Here is a 22,867-nt window from a genome sequence, read left to right as displayed (position 1 = left end):
GGCCGACGCCTCGTCGGGCAGGGGCGTGCGATGCGGGGACGACAGGAGAAGCCCGGCCCGGACGGCGGCGTGCCGGGCCGCGCGGCGGCGGTGCCCCCGCCGGTCAGGTCCGCCGACGCGGGCAGGGCCGGTGCGCGGGAGTCGTACGGCGGACAGGCAGGCGGGCCGTCGCCGGCGCCCGGCTCCGGGGCCGCGCTCGGCCCGCGGGAGCTGCTGGCCATCCAGGGCAGCGCCGGAAACGCCGCCGCCTCCCTCCTCATCGGCAACCGTCCCGCCCCGCGCCCGCCGGACGCCGTCGGCGGCCCGCTCGTGGTGGCGCGGGCGCCGCTGGCCCCGATCGTGGAGGAGGAGGGCGGAACAGGGGAGCGGACGGCGGCCGTCCGGACCCCGCCGCGCCGCCGTCCGGTCCGGGGCGCCCGGCGCAACCCGCCCGTCACCGGCCGCGGCACGGGGCCGGAGATCGCGAGACCCGGCAACGCCCCGAAGCATCCACCGCTGGTGCTGCCCCCGTATCTGACGGACATGACGTCGGCGGGGCTCTCCACCGCGTCGGGGCTGACCGGCCACGAGGCGGTGGGCCGGGCGATCGCCGCGATACCGGGCGGGGCGGACCGCGACGTGGCCACGGTGGAGCGGGAGCTGGCGGGGCGGCCGGAGACCTTCTACGGCCGCGGCCGGGTCTTCACCGTGCGGGGGAGCGAGGGCGCGTACGACGTCACGGTCTCCGTCCGGCCGGACCCGGGGCACGCCGCGCCGGAGCCCTCCGTGTTCGAGAACCCCGACGCCGCCTCGCCCGTCCTGTCGAACGACCGGGCGTCGGCCGACCGGGCGGCCCGGGACGACGACACGAAGGTGGACCAGCAGCACTCCTCGTCCGCCACCGTGGTGACCGACACCGCCCGCTCGAAGCAGATCGGCCTCAGCGGCTCCGGTACGGTCCTGGTCCCGACGCCCGTGCCCGGCGTCTGGGGCGGCGCGCAGCTCGCGGGCGGCCTCGGGCTGCGCAGCGACCACGACGCGCACAACACCAGGACGGTGGCCGAGCCGCGCACCCTGCGCAGCTCCGGCGGCACGGTCCGGGCGCTGCGGCACGTGCGCTACACCGTGCGGATCAGACCGCAGGGCCCCTACGGCACCGCGCGGGTCGTGGAGGCCGACGGCACCCTCACCATGCGCGTGCCGCGGGAACACCTCGTGCCCCTCGGCACCGAGCGGCCCGCCCCCGCCCCCGGCTCCGGCCTCTCCGAGGAGCAGCGCAAGGGCGTACGGCAGGCCACCTCGATGGCGGTCGTCGGCGTGGAGGACCGGGGCGCCCCGCACGCCGGCGGCGGGGGCCTGTTCGACAAGGTGAACGCCACCCTGCACCCCCAGGCGGCGCCCCCGGACTCCGCCGACCGCACCCGGCTCTACGAGGCCACCAGCGCCGCGACGATCCTCCAGGACCTGCCGCGCCTGCTGACCGGCTGGGTGGCGAGCGAGGACCTGTCGGCCGGCGCCGCCGGAGCCGAGAGCGCCTACCGGATGCGTGCCGACATCGTCTCCCTGACCCCCGCGTGGAAGGCCGGGCAGACCCAGCTGCGCACCCATCAGCAGACACAGCACGGCATGGGCGCCTCCATGGGCAAGGGCATGAGCGGCATGGCGGGGGCCGGCCCCGCCGTCGGTTTCGGCGCTCCGGGCGCGGGGCCGTCCGTACGCCTCAAGACGATGCCCGGCGTCAGCTTCCGGCGGATGCGGTTCTCCTCGGCCGACCAGGCGGCGGCCACCCGCCAGGGCGCCGAGGTGCGCGGCACCAAGGCGCTTTACCTGGGCCGGATCCTGCTGACCGTCGAGGGCACCGGGCCCGCCGCGCCGGGGCACACCGTCACCCCCGCCGGCCGCTCGGCCCGGCACACCGTCGACGCCTGGATCAGCATGCGGGCCGAGGAGGCCCAGCACCTGGGGCTGCCGCTGCCCGCCGGCACGGAACCCGGCGAACTGTTCACCAAGGCGGACCGTACGAAGGCCGACGGCACCCCCGAACTGAACGCCGACGGCAGCCCGCGCAAGGTCGAACGCCATCTGCCGTTCGACGCGATGGGCTCCAGCGCCGCTCTCACCCACCTCGACACCCGCCCCCTGATCGAGACGCTGGAGCGGCTGTTCGCGTCCAGCCCCCGGCTGGCCGGCTACCTGCCGCCGTTCGGCGAGGCCGCCACCGGCCGGGCCGCAGCGGGCGGTGCCGCGAACCGCACGGACGCCGAGGCCCAGCGGCGCAACTACCGGGAACTGCTGACCGTCCTGTCCGAGACCAACCTGCGGGCCAACAAGGACCAGTTGCTGTCCACCGGGGTGCCCGTGCGGCTGCGCCGCAAGTCCGGGCTGAGGTCGGACGACGTACAGGTCCGCGTCCGGGGCCGGATCGGTCCGGTCACCTATCTCGGCGACACCCCCGACTGGCTGGTGCGCAGCAGCGCCGGTGTGGGGTCGAGCGGTCAGACCGGCGGTGTGTCCGCCCGGAAGGCGGGCGTCCAGGGTGCTGTCCAGGGCACTCTGGTGCCCGGCGCGCTGTCCGCGCAGGTGGCCGCCGAGGCGGCGGTGGAGAGCAGCCGCAGCGCCCAGGGCGGCCCGGTGACCCGTACCGACTCGCTGAACAGCGGTGACGTGTCGACCAGCACGTTCGCCACCCGGTTGTGGCTCGGCGTGAACGTCACCATGACCAGCCGGGAGCGCACCGCGAAGCGGGCCCTCACCCCCGGACGTCCAGGACGGCACACTCCGGCGGCCGAGGTGATCGCCAGTTCGGACGACCGCACCGCCGAGGACAACCCCCTGCGCGAGCTGAGCGAGCAGGGCCAGGACGTGCGGCTGAGCGCCCCGACCGCGACCACCCTGGACGACGAGGCGTACGAGGGGCTGAACCGGCGCCGGGCCGCGGCGCGTCAGGGCCGGATCGGCAAACTCGACGCCACCGGCGTCACCGACCTGACCACCCGGCCCGCGGGCCGCGGTCTGCGGGACTGGGACTTCGTGGAGACCGTCGGGGACGCCAAGGAGATCCGCGACCTGGCCTTCATGCTGCTCGCCCAGGCCGCGCGCGGGGGCCGTACCGACAAGCCCGGCGACACCGCCTTCGAGGCGGAGGGCCTGGCGCCGCGCCTGGCGGTCGAGGACCGGTTCGGCCCGCAGGCCGTCACGGCGGCACTGCGGCAGGGCGTCAGCTCGGGCTGGGTGGTGGCGGGCCTGCGCCATCCCAGGCGGCTCGCCGCGCTGGACGGCGCGGTCGGCACCCGCTTCGCCCTCACCAACCCCCGGGTACGGCACCGGAGTACCGGCGCGGGCATGGAGAACATGGCGCTCGGCGGCCACCAGGGCTCCGGACAGCGGGCGCGGACCAGGAGCAGGACGTACTCGGCCAACGCCCGGGCGATGGAGACGGGCCAGGGCTGGTCGATGTGGGAGACCCCGGCCTACCGCAACACCAAGGCCTCGACCGACGCCGAGAGCGCGACGCTGAGCGGCACGGTGGAACGCAACGCCGTCGCCCCGCGCAGCCGCCCGCTCTACCTCGTCCAGTGCGACCTGGCCGTCAGCATGGTCGCCGAGGTCGCCGTCAACGGCCGGGGCCCCTACACGGCGGCCGGTCAGCGGACGGTCCCCGGCAGCGTCGGCCTGTGGCTCACCGGGGCCCAACTGGCGGCGGCGGGGCTGCGCGACCCGGAGGAACGGGCGAAGGAGCAGGAGGAAACGCTCGCGCAGATGGGGCCGGACGGTCTGTTCGGCACGCCCGGCCCGGCGGCGGAGAAGAACGGTGGCAAAGGCGAAGGCAGGAGCGACGGCAAGGGCGAAGGCAGAAGCGAGAGTGAGGGCAAGGGCAAAGGCAAGGCGATCGAGACCGGCGCGGGCCAGGAGGAAGGCAGGGACCGGCGGGAGACGGACACCCCCGCGGCCACCCCGGCGGCCCCCACGCCCCTGCCCGGGCACGCCAAGGGCATGCCCATCGGCTTCGGCCTGATCGACGAACTGCCCGACTTCGTCCCCCTCCTGAAGCGGCTGCGCTCGGCGGTGAAGGACCGGAGCCTGGCGGAGGACCTGCTGCCGTCGCACCGGCTCGACGACCGCTTCGACAACGTGCAGCGGCTGCTGCGCGTCCTGGACCGGGCCGGCGCCACCGGCCTGCTCGCCGGGGCCATGGACGGCGGCGTACCCGTGGAACTGCTGCGCAACAGCAGTCGGCCCGGCCGCCGTGCCAAGCCGTACCTGGCCGTGTTCCACATCCGGCGGACCGGTGCCGGTGAGATCGTCGGGCCGTCGGGCGGCGACCGCGAGATGGAGTACGCGACCGTGGCGGCCGCGCAGCGTACGAGGACCCACCAGGAGAGCAGCTCCGACGGCATGGGCCTCGTGCTCACCGGCTCCGAGGCGTCCGGGGAGGCGACCGCCGACCGGAGCGCCGGGGTTCTCGGGCCGGCGGCCGGCCGGTCCGCGGCCACCAGCCGGGCCGTCGCCGAGCGTGGCCAGACCGGGCTGCGGGCCATCGTGGGCGAGGCGCCCTCGGTGAAGGTGCGCGTCCCGGTCACGGCCGAGCTGGAACTGCGGTCCGCCGACGGGCAGGTGGCCCGCGTCGATCTCGGCGGCGCCCTGGTGCACCGCGCCCTGGAGAAGGACCTGGCGGCCCTGGCCAACGTGACTCCGGTACCCGAGGAGCGCCTCCCGGGGCGGCGGCCGGAGATCGCGCCGGGCGGGAGCGGTGCCCACCCGGCCGCGCTGGGCGCGTGGCGGGCGGCGGGGGCGAGGCTGCCGATGGAGGCGCAGGCCGACGGGTTCCGGGGTGCGCCGCAGGTGCGGGCGCTGATCGGCCGGGCGATGGCGAGCGCCGACGCGGGCACCGGCCTCGGCAAGGGGAGCGCCGCGCACTACGCGCACGGCGAGGCGGTCTCCACCGAGTGGCTGCTGGCCGCCCTGCCGCTACTGGTGTCCGCCGGGGCCGAGCTGCCGCCGGTGCACGTCTCCGGCGCCGAGGGCCGCGACGTCGACTGCGAGCTGCACGCGCGGCTGCTCGACGCCCGGCCGCTGGGCGAGAGCGAGCCGATGACCTTCGAGACGGTGGCCCAGAGCGGCCCGGAGGGCCCCCGTCCCGCGGGCGTGGAGCACCGGCAGGCGGCGCGGCACGGTCGTTCGGCGGGCTTCTCGGGCGGCGGCGGGCCGGTGCGGGTCGAGCAGTCGGGCCTGACCAACGCGCCCGGCGGGGTCGGCAGCGAGGGCGGCGCGGCCGGAACGGTGGGCAACGCGGCCGGCACGGTCCCGCTCCAGAAGCCCAAGGAGACCTCGGCGCTCGTGCAGTTCACCCTGGAGTTCCGGGCCGTGGCGCGGGTGCGGCGACGGCACACGCAGGGGGTGCGGGGCGCGGTGGCCGTCGGTGTCCGGGACGGCGTGCTGCCGGTCCCGGTGGTGATCCGGATGCCGGCGTCCGAGGCGCGGCGGTTCACCGGGGGCGGGTAGGGCCGGTCGGCGGGACCGGTCGGCGGGGTCGGTCGGCGGGGTCGGCCGGCGATTCCCGGTGCCCGCCCGGACTGCCCGCGAGGCTGCCCTCGCGGACCTGCCGGAGGCGGGGGCGTTCCGGTAAGGCTGGGTGGTCAACCGTCCGGTGTCGAAGGGAGCGTCGTGCGCGCGCACGGAACGCGGAGCCGATCGTCCGACGAGCGGGACCCGGCGACCCGCCAGGTGGCCGCGCCGAGCGCGCCCGTCCAGCGGATGCTGACCCTCCAGCGCTTGGCCGGGAACGCGGCCGTGGCCCGGTCCGTCGAGGCGGAGCGGCACCAGCACGGCCCGGGGTGCGGGCACGCGGCGCCGACCGTGCAACGCCGGGAAGCCCCGCACGAGCACGGGCCCGGTTGTGGGCACGGAGGTGTGGAGGACACCGGCCCGACGGCTCAGCGCAGCCTCCTCGACGCCGCCAGGAACACGCCGAGCACTTCGCTCCCCGGGGCCTTCCTCGCCAAGGCGAAGCCGTTCTTCCGGAACGACCGGCTCTCCGAGGGGCGCGTGCACGACAACCCGATAGCCCAGCGCGCCACCGCGGCCCTGGGCGCCGAGGCCATGACGGTCGGCAAGCACATCTTCCTCGGTCCGAAGGCCGACACGAAGACCCTCGTCCACGAGGCCAGCCACCTCGACAAGAACATCAAGGGCATCCCCGAGACGGGCAACAACCACGGTGCCGGCCTCACCGTCACGGACCCCGGGCAGGGCTCCGAGCGGGCGGCGGACACCGACAGCGACGCCTTCATGTCCGGGGCCGGCACCGCCCCGTCCGTCGTCGCCCAGCGGAGCGTCGCGGAGCAGGCGGACGGCTCGGACATGGCTGTCCAGCGCAGCACGGGCGGAGGCGGGGCCACGGTGCAGCGCGTCACCGACCTCGCCAAGCAGCAGGGCCCCTCCTGCTGGCTCTACGTGCTGGAGGCCATCGCTCAGCACCACGGCCTGCCCATCAAGTACCTCTCCGTCGCCATGCGGGCCTATCCGTCCACGGAGGACCGTGACGACCGCATGAGGAAGGAGAGAGCACAGGGAAACCGTGTGGACGGCCGCAGGCTCGCCGTGACGATGATGGCGGAGGGGCTGGAGAACATGGTGGAGCGGTTGGACAACTGGAGCCAGCACGCCCCGAACGGCGGCACCGCGATCTCCCGGGACGCGGTCTCCGGCCTCGCCCGCCGGGCGCTGAAGAGCGACGCCTCGGTCGACAAGCTGGACTTCACCAACGGCAGCGCCGGATTCGCCGGGGTACGCGAGGCCTACAGCCAGGCCCACAAGCGCGCCCGGCAGTTGGTGACGATGATCGGGGAACCGGGCGACGAGGTGAGCGAGTTGCTGGGCGGCACGCCGCTGGAGCTGGACCGAGGACAGGAACACAGCGACGTGACCACGACGCTGAAGCTCGCGAAGGTGCCGAGCTACGCCGGTGTGCGTAGCCGGTACCCGGCCGACACCCGGGGCGCGGACGTGGTCGACCTCACCGGGGAGCCGCTGAGCGGCATGCGGCCGACCACTCACGCCGTGCTCTTCGACGGTTACGACGCCGCGACCGACATCGTCACGTACAAGGACCCCAACGCGGGCAACGCCCGGTTCCAAGTGACGTCCACGCAGTTCCAGCACATGTCCGGCCTCTCGAAGCTCACCCTCCGGGGCTTCGGGACGAGCAACAAGCCGCCGCGGGTCAACGAACTCCGGGACTGATCCCGTGCGGGACACCGAGGATCTGCCCTCCCGGCCCGGCGATGCTGCCCCGGTGGCCCCTGCCGGGCCACCGGTGAACTCGTAGCGTCATGGCGTGAGCCTGTGGACTTCCCTGGAGCCCGCGTCCGCGACGGTGGACCCCGGCAGCAGTACGCGTGTGCGGCTGAGGGTGCGCAATACCGGTGACGTGGTGGACGAGTACCGGTTCGAGCCTGTCGGGGATGTGGCGCCCTGGACGACGGTGGAGCCGCCGACGCTACGGCTGTATCCGGGGACGACCGGCACGGTCGAGTTGACGTTCGCGCCGCCGCGGACGCCTGACGCGGCCGCGGGGCCGAATCCGTATGCGGTGCGGATCACGCCGACGGAGCATCCGGACGCGGTGACGGTTCCGGAGGGGAACCTGACGATCACGCCGTTCGCTGAGGTGCGGGCGGAGTTGGTGCCGCCGACGGTGAAGGGGCGGTTCCGGGGGCGGCCGCGGCTGGTGGTGGACAACCTCGGTAATACGAAGGTGACGGCGTCGGTCGCGGGTAGTGATACCGGGGATCATCTGTCGTACGAGATCCGGCCGGGGAATGTGCAGATCGAGCCGGGTCGGGCGGCGTTCGTGGAGACGACGCTGAAGCCGCGGCAGATCATCTGGTTCGGGTCGAAGGAGGAGCGGCCGTACACGTTGGCGGTGCGTCGGTCGGGGGTGGAGCCGACGGAGGTCGAGGGTACGTATGTCCAGCGTGGGTTCCTGCCGGGCTGGCTGGCGGCGTTCTTCGGTATCGCGCTGGCGTTGACGATCGCGTTCGTGATGATCTGGATCGCGTACAAGCCGCAGGTCCGTACCAGTGCCACTGATCAGATCGAGCAGGCGGGCAGCGCGCTCGCGCCCAGTCCCAGTGCCAGCGCCGGTCCGGAGACGCTGCCCAGCGCGGCCGAGTCGGCCCCCGCCGAGACGCCCCAACAGCAGCCCGCCTCCGAGGAATCCAAGGGTGACGGCGGCGGAGACAAGGGCGGCGAGGGGAAGGGCGGCAGCGAGTCGAAGAAGGCCGAGCCGCCGAAACCCCGGACCGCTGCCACTGCCGTGAGGGAGATCGCCGCGCGCAGTGAGGGCCGGCACATCTGCTACCGCGCCTATGTGGCGGACCAGGGCTGGCAGGAGCCGGTGTGCGACGGCGCCGAAGCCGGCACGGTCGGCAAGGACCTGCCCATCAAGGCCCTCAACATCGCCGTGTCCGGGACCGGGGGCACCAGCGGCAACGGAGCCCACGTCGTCGAGGGCTGGCCGACCGGCGACAAGTGGGCGAGTGCCGCCGACGGCAAGGACATGTATCTCGGGAGCACCAAGGAGGCGCTCTCGGCCCTCGAGGGCTTCACCATCAAGACCGTCGAAGGCGCCGTCTGCGCGAACACCCACGTGCAGAACAGGGGCTGGCTGAACCAGGGCTGCGCCGAGCCCGCGAACTGGCGGTACTTCGGCAGTGAGATGGGTAAGAAGCTTCAGCTGGAGGCCGTCCGTTTCACCGTGTGACCGCGCCCGGAGGGGCAACCGGGTCTGCCCCCATGGCTCCTGACGGCGTATCGGAACACGCGTAGCGTCGGCGTGTGAGCCTTTGGACTTCCCTGGAGCCCGCGTCCGCCACCGTCGACCCCGGCAGCAGCACGCGTGTGCGGCTGAGGGTGCGCAATACCGGTGATGTCGTCGACGAGTACCGGTTCGAGCCCGTCGGGGATGTGGCGCCCTGGACGACGGTGGAGCCGCCCACGCTACGGCTGTATCCGGGGACGACCGGCACGGTCGAGTTGACGTTCGCGCCGCCGCGGACGCCTGACGCGGCTGCGGGGCCGAATCCGTATGCGGTGCGGATCACGCCGACGGAGCATCCGGATGCGGTGACGGTTCCGGAGGGGAACCTGACGATCACCGCGTTCGCTGAGGTGCGGGCGGAGTTGGTGCCGCCGACGGTGAAGGGGCGGTTCCGGGGGCGGCCGCGGCTGGCGGTGGACAACCTCGGTAATACGAAGGTGACGGCGTCGGTCGCGGGTAGTGATACCGGGGATCATCTGTCGTACGAGATCCGGCCGGGGAATGTGCAGATCGAGCCGGGTCGGGCGGCGTTCGTGGAGACGACGCTGAAGCCGCGGCAGATCATCTGGTTCGGGTCGAAGGAGGAGCGGCCGTACACGTTGGCGGTGCGTCGGTCGGGGGTGGAGCCGACGGAGGTCGAGGGGACGTATGTGCAGCGTGGGTTCCTGCCGGGCTGGCTGGCGGCGTTCTTCGGTATCGCGCTGGCGTTGACGATCGCGTTCGTGATGATCTGGATCGCGTACAAGCCGCAGGTCCGTACCAGTGCCACGGATCAGATCGAGCAGGCGGGTAGCGCGCTCGCGCCCAGTCCCAGTGCCAGCGCCGGTCCGGAGACGCTGCCCAGCGCGGCCGAGTCGGCCCCCGAGGTGCCGAAGGCACCCGAACAGCCGGCCTCGGAGGAGGCCAAGAACGATGGAGGCGGCGGGGGCGGTGGCGACGGCGGCGGCGGTGGTGGCGGCGGGGAGCCCAAGAAGCCCGCGAAGAAGAAGCCCGTGGTGCCCGCCGAGAACGTCCTGCTGCGCAACGCCACCACCGGCATGTGCGCCGAACTCCCCGGGCGTGGGAAGGGGGAGATCAACGGCCCCGTCCAGCAGGCCGTCTGCGACGATACCGACGGGGACAACCAGATCTGGGACCTTGAGGTGAAGGTCGAGAAGGGCGGTCCCGGCGGGGCGGCTCTCTTCCAGATCCGGAACGTCAAGGACGAGCTCTGCATGGATCTGGGCGAGTTCGGCGCCCGGCCCATCACGACGCCCGTCGCCGAGTTCCACTGCGACGGCACGACCGGCGACAACCAGCTCTGGTGGATCGACAAGCAGCCCAGCGGCGACTACTGGATCCGCAATTTCGTCAGCGACAACAAGTGCCTGGACGTGTCCAACACCAACGGCGGCGGTCTCTTCGCCCGGCTGACGATCTACAACTGCACCAACACCGACGACCAGGAGTGGAAGATCGTCCCGGTGAAGCAGGACTGACGGTCACCAGCCGCCTTCGCCGGGCACCAGCCGCCCGGCCTTGCGGTACTCACGGCGGGCGCCCTCCAGGAGGTCGCCCGCCGTCACGTGGTCGCCGCGTCCGGCGGCGAGGTAGGCGGCGGTGACCACCGCACTGCGGATCGACCCGCCGGCCAGCTCGAAGTCCCGGGCCAGTGGGGCCGGGTCGATGCCGTCGGCGGACGGGACGTGCGACAGGCCGTGCCGCCACAGCGCGAGCCGCTGACCGGTGTCCGGGAACGGGAAGTCGACCACCAGGTCCAGGCGCCGGGTGAACGCCTCGTCGATGTTGGCGCGCAGGTTGGTGGTGAGCAGGGCGATGCCGTCGAAGGACTCCAGCCGCTGGAGCAGGTAGGCGCTCTCCATGTTGGCGTACCGGTCGTGCGAGTCCTTGACCTCGGAGCGCTTGCCGAAGACGGCGTCCGCCTCGTCGAAGAGGAGCACGGCGTCGGTGCGGTCGGCCTCCGTGAAGATCCGTTCGAGGTTCTTCTCGGTCTCGCCGACGTACTTGTCCACGATCGACGACAGCTGGACCACGTAGAGGTCGAGGCCCAGGTCGGCCGCCACCACCTCCGCCGACAGGGTCTTGCCGGTGCCGGACTCGCCCGCGAACAGGCCGAGGACGCCCCGGCCGCGTCCACCGCCCGCGCTGAGCCGCCAGTCGCCGAGGACGCGGTCGCGGTGGCGGGCGCGCAGGGCGAGTTCGCGCAGCTGGACGAGGGGAGCTTCGGGCAGGACCAGGTCCCGCCAGTCCACGTCGGGACGGATCCGCCGGGCATGGCTCTCCAGGCCGGAGGCCGACTGCCGGCGGGCCGCCAGCCGGACGTGGTCGGCGGTGACCGGGCCGCCGTCGAAGGCGGCGAGGGCGCGGGCGGCGTGCGCGGCCCGCTGGATCCGGTCGCCGCCGAGGCGATAGGGGGCCACGGCGGTGGCCAGGTCGAACCCGTCGGCGTCGGGACCCAGCGCGGCCTGCCAGGCGGCGGCTCCGCCGGCCCGGCGGCCCGGCGCGTCCAGGACCAGCGGGTCGTGGGGTGCCCAGTGCGGGTCGTAGGGGCGGGGGTCCGTCAGCAGTACGGTCACGTCCGTCGCCGCGGTCAGCGCCCGTACCAACGGGCCTGGTTGGCCGGGCAGGCCGGACACCACGACGGCCCGGCCGCTGAGGCGTGCCTCGCGCAGCAGCTCGGGAACGGTGGAGAGGTCGTCCTCGGGTCCTGAGCAGCACAGCGCGTCGAGGCCCACGGCGCGCAGGACGGAGGCGAGGGCGGCCAGGCCGTCACCCTCGCGCTGTTCGCGCAGGTAGACGGTGAGCGGGCCGTCGTGCAGACGTGCGGCCAGGCGGCGCGTGAAGTCCTCGGCGTCGGCGCCCGCGGGCAGCGGGTCCGGCATCGGGTGCAGCCGGCCGAGGAGCGCGGCGTCCGGGGTGTCGTCGCCGAGCAGATGGCCGGCCAGCCGGTCCGGGACCCGCAACGAGCGGGTGAGGAAGGGCCGTTCGGGCTCCTCGACCTCCAGCAGTCCGAGCGCGCGCAGAGGTGCCGAGGCGTGGAAGCGGGCCCGGACCTCCGCCAGGTGGGCGGGCACCCCGCACAGGTCGAGGGCGAGTCCCACGGTGGCGCGGCGGCGGCTCACGTCGTCGTTGAGGTAGCCGTAGAGCGGCTCGAAGGTGCGGTCGACGTCGGGGGCGAGCGCGATGAGCAGGACGGCGGTGTCCAGCTCGGTCAGCCCCGTCCCCCCGGCCAGCAGCGCCAGCCGGTCGCCGGGACCGGCCGGGTCGTCGGCGGCCGCGTGCGGCGGGGCGGCAGCGGTGGCTTCGGTGGCAGCGGCAGCGGCAGCGGCGGTGTCGGCGGACGGCCAGGTGCGCAGCAGGTGGCGTACGGCGTCGTCGGACAGGTACAGGCCGCGCAGCGGGTCGTCGGCCGTGGGGTCGGTGGCGGCGCGGTGTTCGACCAGCGCGGTCACCCGTTCCCGCAGGGCGGCGAGGTGGGTGAGCAGGGCGTTCGCGGGATCGGCGTGCGAGTCGTGCGATTCGGGTGGGCCGGACGGGTCGGACGGGTCGGACGGGTCGGACGCCGGGGAGCCCGGGGCGGCTGTCGCCGCCTCCTCGGTAGGGGCGCTCACCGCTGCTCCGTGCGGCCGTTCACCGCGTCCTTGCGAGAGGTCGCGTCCTTGTGAGAGGTCGCGTTCTTGCGGGCGGCGCGGGCGGCGGCCACCTGGTGGGGCCGGTGGGCACGCTCGCTGGACTGCGCTGGTTCGCCGGGCAGTTCGCGCACCCGGACCAGCGCACCCTCGGTGACCGGGGGCCCGGCGTCGTACTCCGGGAAGGCGGGGAAGGGAGCGGTCACCACCAGGTCCAGGGACGGTTTCAGTTCGCCGCCGAGGGCGGACCAGATCTCGGCGAGGGAGCGGGACTCCGTCTGGGTGCCGGCCACCGTCAGCGGCATCGACAGCCCCAGCGCCCGCAATGAGGCGGGGAGTTCGGAGGGCGATAGGACCTCGCGCGGCAGCAGGGTCGCCAGCACGGCGGACAGCAGCCGGTGTTCGTCCTGCGGGGTCTTCGTCCAGGCCGTCACCAGGTACGACAGCCGGAACCAGCGCGGCGGCCGGCGGCGGCGCACCTCGATGTCCCGTTCGTCGCGCACCGACATGTGCCCGCTCTGACGCCGGGCCACGTCCTCACGGATGTCGTACAAATAGGCGTTGACCACGGGGGCGTTGCGCCGGGCCGCCCAGTCACGGGTAGGTGCCTCGAAGGACACGTCGATGCCCGAGCCCGTCAGCGCGCCACCGCCGAGGAGGCTCTTGAGGACCTCGTCCACCTCGTGGATCACTCTCGCGCTCCCGCCCCGCCGTCTCGCCCGCCGCCGTCCGTCACCGATCGTCCCCCGGGTGCCGCCCCGCCCGCAGGCGCGCCGGGGACGGCGGCCGGGCAGGCCGGCCTGCCCGCGCGGCCCCGAGGGGCCGCCTTCGATTGCCCGTTCGGTCAGATGTAGCCTTCCCGCAGGGCATAGGCCACGGCGTGCGCACGGTTGCGCAGATGGAGTCGCGTGGTGAGTCCGTGCATGACGTTCTTGACGGTCCGTTCGGAGTAGGACAGCTTGCCGGCGATCTCTCCGGTGTCGAGGCCCTCGGCGACCAGTCGCAGGACGTCCACCTCACGGGGTGCGAGACCCAGCGAGGGGGCGCCGGGGCGACCCGCCGCGCCCCGGTGCAGGGTGCCCACCTGGCTGATGAGCCGGCCGAGCAGGTCGGCGGGCAGGTCGCCGTCGCCGCGGGACGCGGCCAGTACCGCCTGCACCAGCCGGTGGGCGGTGGCCTCGTGCCGCCAGACGATGGCGCCGACGCCGCACTCGACGACGTCCAGCAGTTCGCTCTCGCGGATCGCGCCGACCACGAGCACGGCACGCGCGCCCTCGCTGCGCACGATCCGGCGCAGCCGGGCGAGCGCCGCCTCGTCGAGCGCGTCCTCGATGAGCAGGGCCACGGTGCCGGGGCCGGACTCCTCGCGCAGGTCGATCTCCGGGTGGCGGCGCAACTGGCTGACCGCGCCCTCGCGGCTGATCGGGTCCGGAGCGGACACCGCCACCGGGACGCGCCGGTCGGCGACGCCGACGGATCCGCCGGCGCCGAGGGTGGCTGTGGTGGTGGTCCGGGGTGAGTTGAGCAACCGTTTCCCCCCTGTTCACGAGCCCGCCGTTCGGCGCAGGCCGGTAGCGGATGAGCGTGTTCCACACTTCTGTGACGGCTGGGGCTGCGCAATCGTGGAGCACCACGAGGTACACCACGAGACCAGCGCGGGGACCCTCTCGAACGGGCCGCCGGGCGGACGTTCCAGCAGGTCAGGAGGGTCTTGCGCAAGGGCGCGCGAGTCCGTGGCGCCGGGCGCGCACCACCGTGAGCCTCGACACAGCCACCGCCCGGGCCACGGGATGCCGTCGCTGTTCGTGGGCCACCTCACACCACCCGCGTCCGCGTTCCTACGTCTCACATGCCGGGGCAGCAGCACCATCCACCACAGGAGGCACCGATGACCGGACCGCTCCGCGAACGCGACGACGCCCTGGAGCTGCTCAGGGCCGAGACCGAGCGCGCCCGGGCCGGCACCGGCGGCCTCGTCCTGCTGCGCGGGGCCACCGGCACCGGCCGCACCGCCGTACTCGAGGCCGCCACCCGGCACGCCGCGGACCTCGGCCTGCGGGTGCTGCGGGCACGCTGCTCACCCGAGGACACCGGCGTTCCCTTCGCCACGGTCCTCCACCTCCTCGGCCCGGTACCGGAGTTCACCGACCTGGCGCCGGGCGGCGACGACCGCGGCAGCGCGGCCCGGCTGTGGCGGCTGCTGCGCTCGTACGCGGACGAGGGCCCGCTGCTGGTGGCCGTGGACGACGTCCACCTGGCCGACGACCCCTCGCGGCGCTGGCTGGTCGAGGCGGCCCGGCGCGTCGACCGATTACCGGTACTGCTGGTGGCCACCGAGCGCAGCCAGTACGACATCGAACCGCGGCCCGCCGGACTGACGCAGGCCCTGTCTCCCTCCCTCGTGCGCACCCACACCCTCGCCCCGCTCAGCGACGCGGCGGCGGCCGGGCTGGTCCGCGCCGCCTTTCCCACGGCCGGACCGCGCTGGACGCGGGAGTGCGTACGGGCCGGCGCCGGCAGCCCGCTGCTCCTGCACGCCCTGCTCGACGACCTCGGCGGCATCCCGCGGCAGGACGGCCCCGCATCCGACGGCGCCCCGCCCCTGCCCGACACCTGCGCCGCGCTGTACCCCGGGACCTACCCGGCGGCCGTCTCCTGGTGGCTGAACAGCGCCGGCTCCGCGACGGCCGACGTGGCCCGCTGCCTCGCGGCACTGGAACAGGCGTGGCCACCGGGCACGGACGGCGACCCGGCACCCGACCCGGCGGCCCTGCCGAACGGACGCGGGGCGGCCGGGCATGCCCTCACACCCCCCGGCACGGAGCCGAGCCACTCCGCCGCCGCGCCCGACCACGCGCAACGCGCGGGACACGACCAGCACGTGCGGCGCGCCCGGCCCACGGAGCCCACGCCGCACACGCGGTCCGCGCAGGGCGGCCAGGAAGCCGAGCCCGCCGAGGAGGCGCCGCCCGCGCAGCCCGCCCCGCCCGCGCAGCCCGACCAGTACGCGCAACACTTCCCCCACGCGCAGCGCGCCCCCTACGCGCAGCACGCCTCCTACGCGCAGCACGACCCATACGCCCCACACACGGAGTTCCCGCCCCACGCCTCATACGCCCCGCAAGCCTCCTACGACCCGCAAGTCCCGTACGCCCCGCACGTCGCGTACCCCCGGTTCGGCCGCCTCCCCGAGCCCTCCGACGCACCGCACCGGACGGCGCCGGGGCAGGTCCTCCGTCCTTCCCGGGGGCGTGCGGCCGAGGCGGGAGCCGGGGACCCGGTCGACCTGCTCGCCGAGGCAGCCGGCGCCGATCCCGCCCGGGTCGCCGGGTGGCTCGCCGCGATGACCCGGCTGGGACTGCTGCGACCGGACGCCGTCGGCCGCCCCCGCTACGCGCACCCGCTGCTGCGCGACGCCGTGCTCACCGGCTGGCCCAGGCCCCGCCGGGAGGCGGCGCACCGGGCGGCGGCGGAGGCGATGCTGCGCCGGGGCGACCGGGTCGAGGCGGTCGCCCGGCATCTGCTGCGGACGCCGGCCGTCGGACTGCCCTGGGCGCTGCGCGTCCTGCGCGACGCGGTCACGGTCGCCGTGCACGACGCCCGGCCCGACGACGCCGTGGGCTATCTGCGCCGGGTGCTGGACGAGCCGCTGCCGGACGACCTCCGCCAGCGGCTGCTGACCGAACTGGGCTCCCTGGAGTACGCGTCGGCCGACACCCCGGCGGCCATCGCGCGCCTCGCCGAGGCGCAGCACCTGCCGGCCGATCCCCGCAACCGGGTGCGTACGGCCGTCGCCCTCGGCACCGCGCTGGCCGGCCGCGGTGAGATCCGTACGGCCATGGAGGTGCTGCGGCGTACGGAGGGCAGGCTGTCCGGCCACCCGGGTCTGACCCGCACCGTGCAGACCGCCGGCCTGTTGCTGTCCGACGAGGACCTGGCGACCCGGCAGGAGGTGTACCGGTGGCTGTGCGAGACCGGCGAGAACTCCCCGGAACTGGTGGGCACCGCCGGACAGGCCCTGCTCGTGCGGTACGCGGCGACGGCCGCGCTGATCTCGGCCGAGGAGGCGATGACCCGCGTACGGGCCCTGCTCGCGCAGCCCACCGACCCGCTCGCCGAGCCCTTCCTGCTGGGCACGGCCGCCGCGGTCGCCCAGTGGGCCGACGAACTCGACGAGGCGGACCGGCTCGTGGAGCGCGGCCTCGCCGGACAGCACCCGGCCCTGCTGCACCCGATGCAGCACGCGCTCCTCAACACCCGCGCGGACATCGCCGGGGCCCGCGGCGACCACGCCCGTCTGCTCGCCACCGGCGACGCGGCGGGGGACCCGGCACCGTCCCGCATCGGGCCCTCCAACCGGGACGCCCACACCGTGATGGCGCTGGTCCACACCGGCCGCACCGACGAGGCGCGGCGCTTCGCCGGCCGGTTCGACCTGCGCGAGGTGCCGGAGAACTGGGAGCTGAACCGCTTCCTGTACGCCCGGGGCGTGCTGCGCGCCGCCATCGGCGACCCGGCGGGCGCGCTCCACGACTTCCTGGAGTGCGGACGGCGCCAGACCGCCCGCGAGGTGGTCAGCCCGGTCGTCACCCCGTGGCGGACGGCGATCGCGGAGTGCCGGCTGGCGCTGGGCGGCGGCCAGGAGGCACTGGCCCTGGCGACGGAGGAACTGCGGCTGGCCCGGGTGTGGAACACCCCGCGCACGGTGGGCCGCGCCCTGCGCGTGCTGGGCACCGCGACCGGCGGGCGGCGCGGTCTGGAGCTGGCCGAGGAGGCCGTACGCACCCTGCGGGACGCGCCCGTCGACACCCACATGGAGCTGATCGCGGCGCTCATCGCCCAGGGCCGTCAGCTCGCCGCCACCGGCGACCGCGGCCGCGCGCGCGACTGCCTGCGCGAGGCGGCCGAGCTGGCCGAACGCAAGGGCGCCCTGCGGCTGCTCGACATGGCCGGGGAGGCCCTGCGCGAGAGCGGCGCCCGGGGCGCGGTGACGGCCCGGACCGGCGCCGGGGCGCTGACCGGCAGCGAGCGCCGTATCGCCGAACTGGCCGCCGACGGACGTACCAACACCGAGATCGCCGACCTGCTGCACCTGGCCAGGCGCACCGTGGAGACCCATCTGACGAGCACGTACCGCAAGCTGCGGATACGCCGCAGGACCGAGCTGCCCGGCGCGCTGGGCGGGAACGGGGGCGGAGGCGGTCGGCCCGGGGACGCGCACCCCGCCGCACGCGACACCGCACGGAACGCCACTCAGAGCACCGCACGGGACGCCAGGCAAGACCCCGCACGCAACACCCCTCAGGACTGAGGATCGGCCGGTGCGAGACGCCCTTCGTCGGCACGGAGCCTGCTGTCGTCCGCCGTCTCGGCGAGCAGCCGCCGGGCGACCGGCTCGGGCATCCGGACCACCACCGGCGCGGGCAGGGTCAGTTCCCGCACCGCCGTCCCGGTCCGGTGCGTGCCGCGTGCCACGACCCGCGCCACCACCCGCACATCCACCGTGAACTGGACGAGGACGGACCGCTGCTTGGGTTTGTGCACCGGCATCGAGCCGGAGCCGTTCGCCGTCATGTCGGCCGCCCCGCCCGCGCTGTCCGCGTTGGCCAGGGCCTGGTTGAGCCGGAACTCGGTGGCGTTGAGCAGGCCCGCGCCGAACAGTCCGCGCCCCGCCCGCCCGTGGTCCGCCGAGTACTGGCCGTCCTCCTGGGTGGGCCTGGGGCCCTCCGGGCCGCTGGGCGCGATCGCCTCGAACGACATCTTGGCGCCGGTGCCGAGCACCTTGCCGGCGCGCAGCCGCGCGTGCACCGAAGCCCGTAGATCCTGGCCCTGGAGCCCGCTCGCGTGCACCGGCGGCAGCTCCGCCCCCGCGTTGGTCAGCAGCGGCAGCGCCGAGATCATCCACTCGGTGGAGACGGCCTCCTGGAGGGTGTACGCGGCGGACTGCCCCTTGTCGCGATAGCGGTGGCCGCCGCCGGCCTCCTTCACCGCAGCGTCCACCAACTGCCGTACCTGCGGCGCCCCCTGGAAGCCGTTGACCTGCGCCTCCAGCGGCAGCCTGACTCCCCCGTCGCGCCAGGCGCCGAGCCGTGCCGGGTCGGCGTCCGCGGCGGCGGGCGGACGTTCGCCGGCCGGCCGGGCGGTGACGGGCTCCAGCCGGGCCAGCGCCGTCAGGTCGTCCTTCGGCACGCGGTGTGTCAGCTCCTTGCGCCCCAACTGGGCGAGAGCCACCCGGCCCTTCGCGGAGTGCAGCTCCAGCGAGGCGTCGACCGGCACCCGCATCCTCGCCGGGCCCGAGGCGGAGTCGGCGACCAGCTTCATGCCCACCTGGGTGCGGGAGGCCGAGCCCTTGCGCTGCGAGTCGGCCGTGGTGGCGCCGAGGCCGGCGACCCCGCCCGTGCTCTTGAGCAGCCCGGCACCGCCGTCCGGTTTGGCGGAGCCGGCGAGGACGCCCTCCGCGCCGAGCGAGCCGCCCTGCTCCTGGGAGTCCGCCCGCTGGGCGGTGGCCGAGGTGATGTACTCCATGTCCCGCTTGTCGGTCGCCATCTCGGCGAACCTGCCGGGACCCGACCGGCGGACCCGGAACACCGCCCAGTACGGCGTCCTGCGGCCGTCGAACAACTCCACGGTGACGCCGCCGTCCATGGCGCTCGACAGGAGCCCCTCGGAGCCGTCCCGGTCCAGGACGCGCAGCAGCCGCTGCACGTTGTCGTTGGGGTCGTCCAGCTGCCGGTGCGGCAGCAGGTCCGCCGCCAGGCCCTTGTCGCGGCGGGCGAGGGCGGCGCGCAGCTCCGTCAGCAGCGGCACGAAGTTCGGCAGGTTCTCGATCATGCCCATACCGAGGGGCAGGCGGGCGTCGAGATCGGGCACGGGCCGCGCGGGAGTGCGGGCGGGGTCGGCGGGCGGGACCAGCGGCGCGCCGGCCTGCCGGTCCGCCGGCCGCTCGCCGGCCCGCCGGGACCCCTCCGCCCCCGTCCCCGTCCGGTCCTGCCGGGGCGCGAGCACGCTCTCCATCCCCAGCGCCTCGGCCGCCGACTTCGGCAGCTTCAGCCCCTGCGAGGACAGCTGTTCCGCCGTCAGCCACACCCCCACCTCGCCCGGCAGCGTCCGCGCCTGCTTGGTCACGTACGGGCCGCCGCCGGTGACCTTGACCTCGGCGACCATGGTGACCAGGAGGTCGCACCGGACCAGGTAGAGCGGGGCCTTGCGCGGGGTGTGGGCGTTGCGCTCCACCGTGCCGGACACGGTGACGGCCCCGGCGGTGCTCTCCCCCTTGCTCCGGGTCACCGCCGCGCCCTGCCCGGTGCGCCACTCGGCACCGTTCTGCAGGCCCATCAGCCCGCCCTGGTACGTCGTGGTGGTGCCGCGCCCCTCCTGGCCGCCGGCCTGGTGACCGCCGAGCAGGAAGGTCTCCGTACCGGGTCCCGAGCCCTCGTGCAGCACCCGCGGGTTGGTCAGCGCCAGCCGTATGCCCACCGCTCCGTCCAGGGCGGCGAGCCTGCGCGGGTACTTCAGGTTCTTCACCACCCACCCCGAGGACACCGCCTGCCGCAGCGCCCCGGTGAGCGCCCCCGGACTGAGCCGTTCCTCGATCGCCTGCCGGGGTGCGAGCCCCTCGGTCTGCAGCGCCCGGTCCTCGCGGACCCCCTTGTCCCTGGCCGCCGCCCCGGCCAGCAGGTCGAAGGCCAGGTCCCGGACGGGTGCGCCGGATCCGACGGTCTCCACCAGCGTCCAGTTCCGCAGGGTCCGGCCGCTCGCCGGGCGGGGCGTCAGCCCGGCCAGGTCGCCGATGCCCGCGGCGTCCACCCGCCACTCGGGCCCCCGCCGCCGTGCCCCGCGCGCGGCCCCCTCGTCGTCGAGGCGCCGCTTCTCCTCGCCGTCCAGGGTGAACTCCGTCGGCGTGACCAGCCGTACGTCCTGCTGCGCCACGTCCATCCGGGCGATCCGCTCGGGTTCGGGCACGTCGCGCCCCGGTGAGCCGGGCAGGACCGAGCGCCGGGCCTTGCGCTGCCGGTGCGTCATGGTGACCTGCACCTGCATGTTCAGCGGCGCCGAGAAGACGCTCGCGTCCTCGGAGCCGTTGGTGAGGACGTCGCTGCGTGTGGTGGGCCCGGCCTGGTTGCGGCGGGCGCTGATGTGGTTGCGGTCGCGGCGGGCCGAGCCCGTCAGGACGCCGGGGACGATCCGCACCTGGCCGATCGCCGACCAGCCGGCCGACCGGGAACTGCTCCGCCCGCTCTGCAGGTTGCTGCTGACCCCGGAGTGGCTGCGCACCAGCCACTTCTCGATGTCACCGGCGTACTCGGAGTCGCCGAGCGTGCCGGTGACCCGTATCTGGACGTCATGGGCGTGCATACGGCTCTTGCGGCGCAGCCGCACCGGTATGCCCGTGGACAGCAACTGGTCCTTGTTCGCCTTCAGGTTGGTCTCCGAGAGCCGGGTGACCAGCTCCTGGTAGTTGTGCCGCTGGGCTTGGGCCTCCGCCGCGGGGACGCCCAGCTTCCGCTTGTCGCCGAAGGGGGGCAGGAAGCCCTCCAGCCGGGGGTCGGCGGCGAACATCTTCTCGATGGACGCGATCATCCCGGTGGTGTCCAGCCTGTCGAGCGCGACGCTCGCCCCCATCGCCCCGAACGGCAGGTGACGCTCGACGTCCTCCTCCGTCTCCTGGCCGCCCCCGGCTCCCTCCCGCCGCCGCTTCGGTCTGGTGACGAGCGGGCCGGCGGTCACCCCGGGCGGCAGCGGCAGCCCCATGTCCTGCGCCTCGTCCGCCCGCAGGGTCATCCACATCCGCAGGGAGTGGCGGGCCACCCGGGAGGTCCGGCCCAGCAGCATCTGAGCGGAACTGGTCCCGGTGCCCTCCACGGTGAGGTCCACGGTGGCCAGGTAGAGCACCTTGTCGCCCCGGACCTCGGCGCCCACCCGGCGGGCCGTCGTCTGCTCGTACTGGGTGAATCGGGCCTTGCGGGCGGCGGCGGTGGGCATCGCCCCGGCCCGGGCGACGGCGGCGTTCATGGCCACGCCGACACCGACGGCCGGTCCCGCGCCGATCGCGCCGGAGCGCCCCTTGCCGGCCGCGTCGGCGGCCGTGTGCTGGGCGTGGGCGTGGGTGCGCAGCTGGGTCGCGCCGGCGGCCCAGCCCGGGGCGAGGCCGGCGATCCGGGCGCTCATCCGGTACGCGCCGGCCGTACGCGGGTCCGGCCCGGTCAGGTCGTCGCTCACGACGCCGTTGCCCAGCAGCCGGGGCATGTCCTCCAGCACGGCCGCGGTGGAGGTCGCCGCGTACAGGCGGGCCCGCCCGGGGGAGCCCGGCTCGGTGAGCGAGGGATGCAGCACGGAGGCGACCGCGTCGAACAGCCCGCCACCGCCCGCGTGCGGCCCGGCGTCCTCGGTGCGCGGCCCGGCGTCGTCGGTGACGGCGACCGGGGCGAGGGAACCGGCGTGCCGGACGCGCCTGGCCAGGGCCGGGTCGTCGACGCGCGGAGCCGGTGGCGGCGCGGCGGTGTCGTACGGCACGAGGCTCTCGGTCGGCACCCGCATGGTCAGCGTGCCGGGGCCGTACACGGTCGGCGCGGGTGCCGCGTCCTGCTGCCTGATCCGTACGCCGTAACGCACCCTGCGCGGTACCTCGACCGACCCCGACTCGCTGCGCAGCACCCGCGGTTCGGCCACGCCCTTCTGGCCGCGGCTCTCCCGGGAGGACTGCCAGGGCTGGGCCTGCGCCATGCCCACACCGCCCAGGTAGAGGCCCGGCGCGACGGGGGCGAGCCCGAAGAAGGTCCCGCCCGCGCCGTAACTCGTCGAGCCGCCCGAACTGGCACCCACCGCGGCGGCCGAGTTGTGGTGGACGTCGACCTTGGTGGCGTCCTGGCGGGCCTGCGCGAGGGCGGCCGGCTCGATCTCCGGGGGCCGTTCGTCGGTGGCGGGGGAGATGGTGACGGTCACGTCGAACCAGCCCCGCCCCTCGCCCCCCTCGACGGCGAACGCGCGGCCCCGCCCGTAGAACGTCTCGGGCCGCGCGGCCAGTTCCGCCGCGATCTCGGCGACCGCGCCGTCGCCGCGCGCGACGGCGCCGGCCACGACGGTGCGGACGAAATCGTGCCCGGTGAGCCCGTACGTCGAGGACAGCCCCGGGGCCTGGAGGCCCAGCAGGTACGGGGGGAGCGTCAGGCCGCGCTCGGCGGCCTCCGTCACGGTGCCGAGGCCCGGCCCGCCCGGCGCGGTCGCGCCGTTCGCCGTACCCGGCCGCACCGCCCGCGTGGCCCGCGAATTGCCGGCGCTCTGCTGGAGCGCGAGCATGGAGCGCGGACCGGGTCCGCCGGCCTGGCCCAGGCCGTGCGCGCGTTCCGCCCGGGGCACCGAGGGCGTCCGCCCACGGGCGCCGTCCTGGCGCTCGTCCGTCTGCCGTTGTCCCTGCCGCTGTCCTCGCACCCGCGTCAGC

General features: G+C 75.0%; 9 protein-coding genes. 5 read left to right on the top strand and 4 right to left on the bottom strand.

Annotated elements, in window-relative coordinates:
* Positions 1–30: 30 nt before the first annotated feature.
* The 4 genes from ACFW48_RS08875 to ACFW48_RS08860 all read left to right on the top strand — a co-directional run bounded on the left by ACFW48_RS08875 (position 31) and on the right by ACFW48_RS08860 (position 10,278).
* On the top strand, positions 31–5,481 hold the full coding sequence (locus ACFW48_RS08875) for a hypothetical protein (protein WP_386311805.1): 5,451 nt from the start codon (positions 31–33) through the stop codon (positions 5,479–5,481).
* Between the two features lie 162 nt (positions 5,482–5,643).
* Positions 5,644–7,221 carry a DUF4157 domain-containing protein gene (locus ACFW48_RS08870; protein WP_386311802.1) on the top strand — a complete coding sequence of 526 codons (1,578 nt, stop codon included), beginning with the start codon at positions 5,644–5,646 and terminating at the stop codon, positions 7,219–7,221.
* 94 nt (positions 7,222–7,315) lie between these two features.
* Entirely contained in the window at positions 7,316–8,743 is a 1,428-nt protein-coding gene (locus tag ACFW48_RS08865; RefSeq protein WP_386311800.1) for a hydrolase, read from the top strand.
* Positions 8,744–8,817: 74 nt separating this feature from the next.
* On the top strand, positions 8,818–10,278 hold the full coding sequence (locus ACFW48_RS08860) for an RICIN domain-containing protein (RefSeq protein WP_386311798.1): 1,461 nt from the start codon (positions 8,818–8,820) through the stop codon (positions 10,276–10,278).
* A gap of 3 nt (positions 10,279–10,281) precedes the next feature.
* On the opposite strand, the gene ACFW48_RS08855 is transcribed toward ACFW48_RS08860, so the two are convergent.
* The 3 genes from ACFW48_RS08855 to ACFW48_RS08845 form a co-directional block, all read right to left on the bottom strand.
* A complete protein-coding gene (locus ACFW48_RS08855; RefSeq protein WP_386311796.1) occupies positions 10,282–12,411 on the bottom strand; it encodes an ATP-binding protein in 2,130 nt (709 codons plus the stop codon).
* On the bottom strand, positions 12,408–13,121 hold the full coding sequence (locus ACFW48_RS08850) for a DUF4255 domain-containing protein (RefSeq protein WP_386311793.1): 714 nt from the start codon (positions 13,119–13,121) through the stop codon (positions 12,408–12,410). Before ACFW48_RS08850 ends, ACFW48_RS08855 begins: the two co-directional genes overlap by 4 nt.
* 152 nt (positions 13,122–13,273) lie before the next feature.
* Positions 13,274–13,957, bottom strand: a complete 684-nt coding sequence (locus ACFW48_RS08845) for a LuxR C-terminal-related transcriptional regulator (protein WP_386311790.1) — start codon at positions 13,955–13,957, stop codon at positions 13,274–13,276.
* Positions 13,958–14,317: 360 nt separating this feature from the next.
* On the opposite strand from ACFW48_RS08845, the gene ACFW48_RS08840 reads away from it, so the two are divergent.
* Entirely contained in the window at positions 14,318–17,740 is a 3,423-nt protein-coding gene (locus ACFW48_RS08840) for an AAA family ATPase (RefSeq protein ID WP_386311788.1), read from the top strand.
* Here ACFW48_RS08840 and ACFW48_RS08835 read toward each other — a convergent pair.
* Positions 17,731–22,857 carry a hypothetical protein gene (locus ACFW48_RS08835; protein ID WP_386311785.1) on the bottom strand — a complete coding sequence of 1,709 codons (5,127 nt, stop codon included), beginning with the start codon at positions 22,855–22,857 and terminating at the stop codon, positions 17,731–17,733. The genes ACFW48_RS08840 and ACFW48_RS08835 overlap by 10 nt on opposite strands.
* Between the last annotated feature and the right edge of the window lie 10 nt (positions 22,858–22,867).

It is taken from the genome of Streptomyces sp. NPDC058812 (assembly GCF_042744565.1).
GTDB classification, from domain to species: Bacteria; Actinomycetota; Actinomycetes; order Streptomycetales; family Streptomycetaceae; genus Streptomyces; species Streptomyces thinghirensis.
The sequence above is the reverse complement of the archived record's forward strand: the minus strand, read 5'-3'. Positions and strand labels throughout refer to the sequence as shown.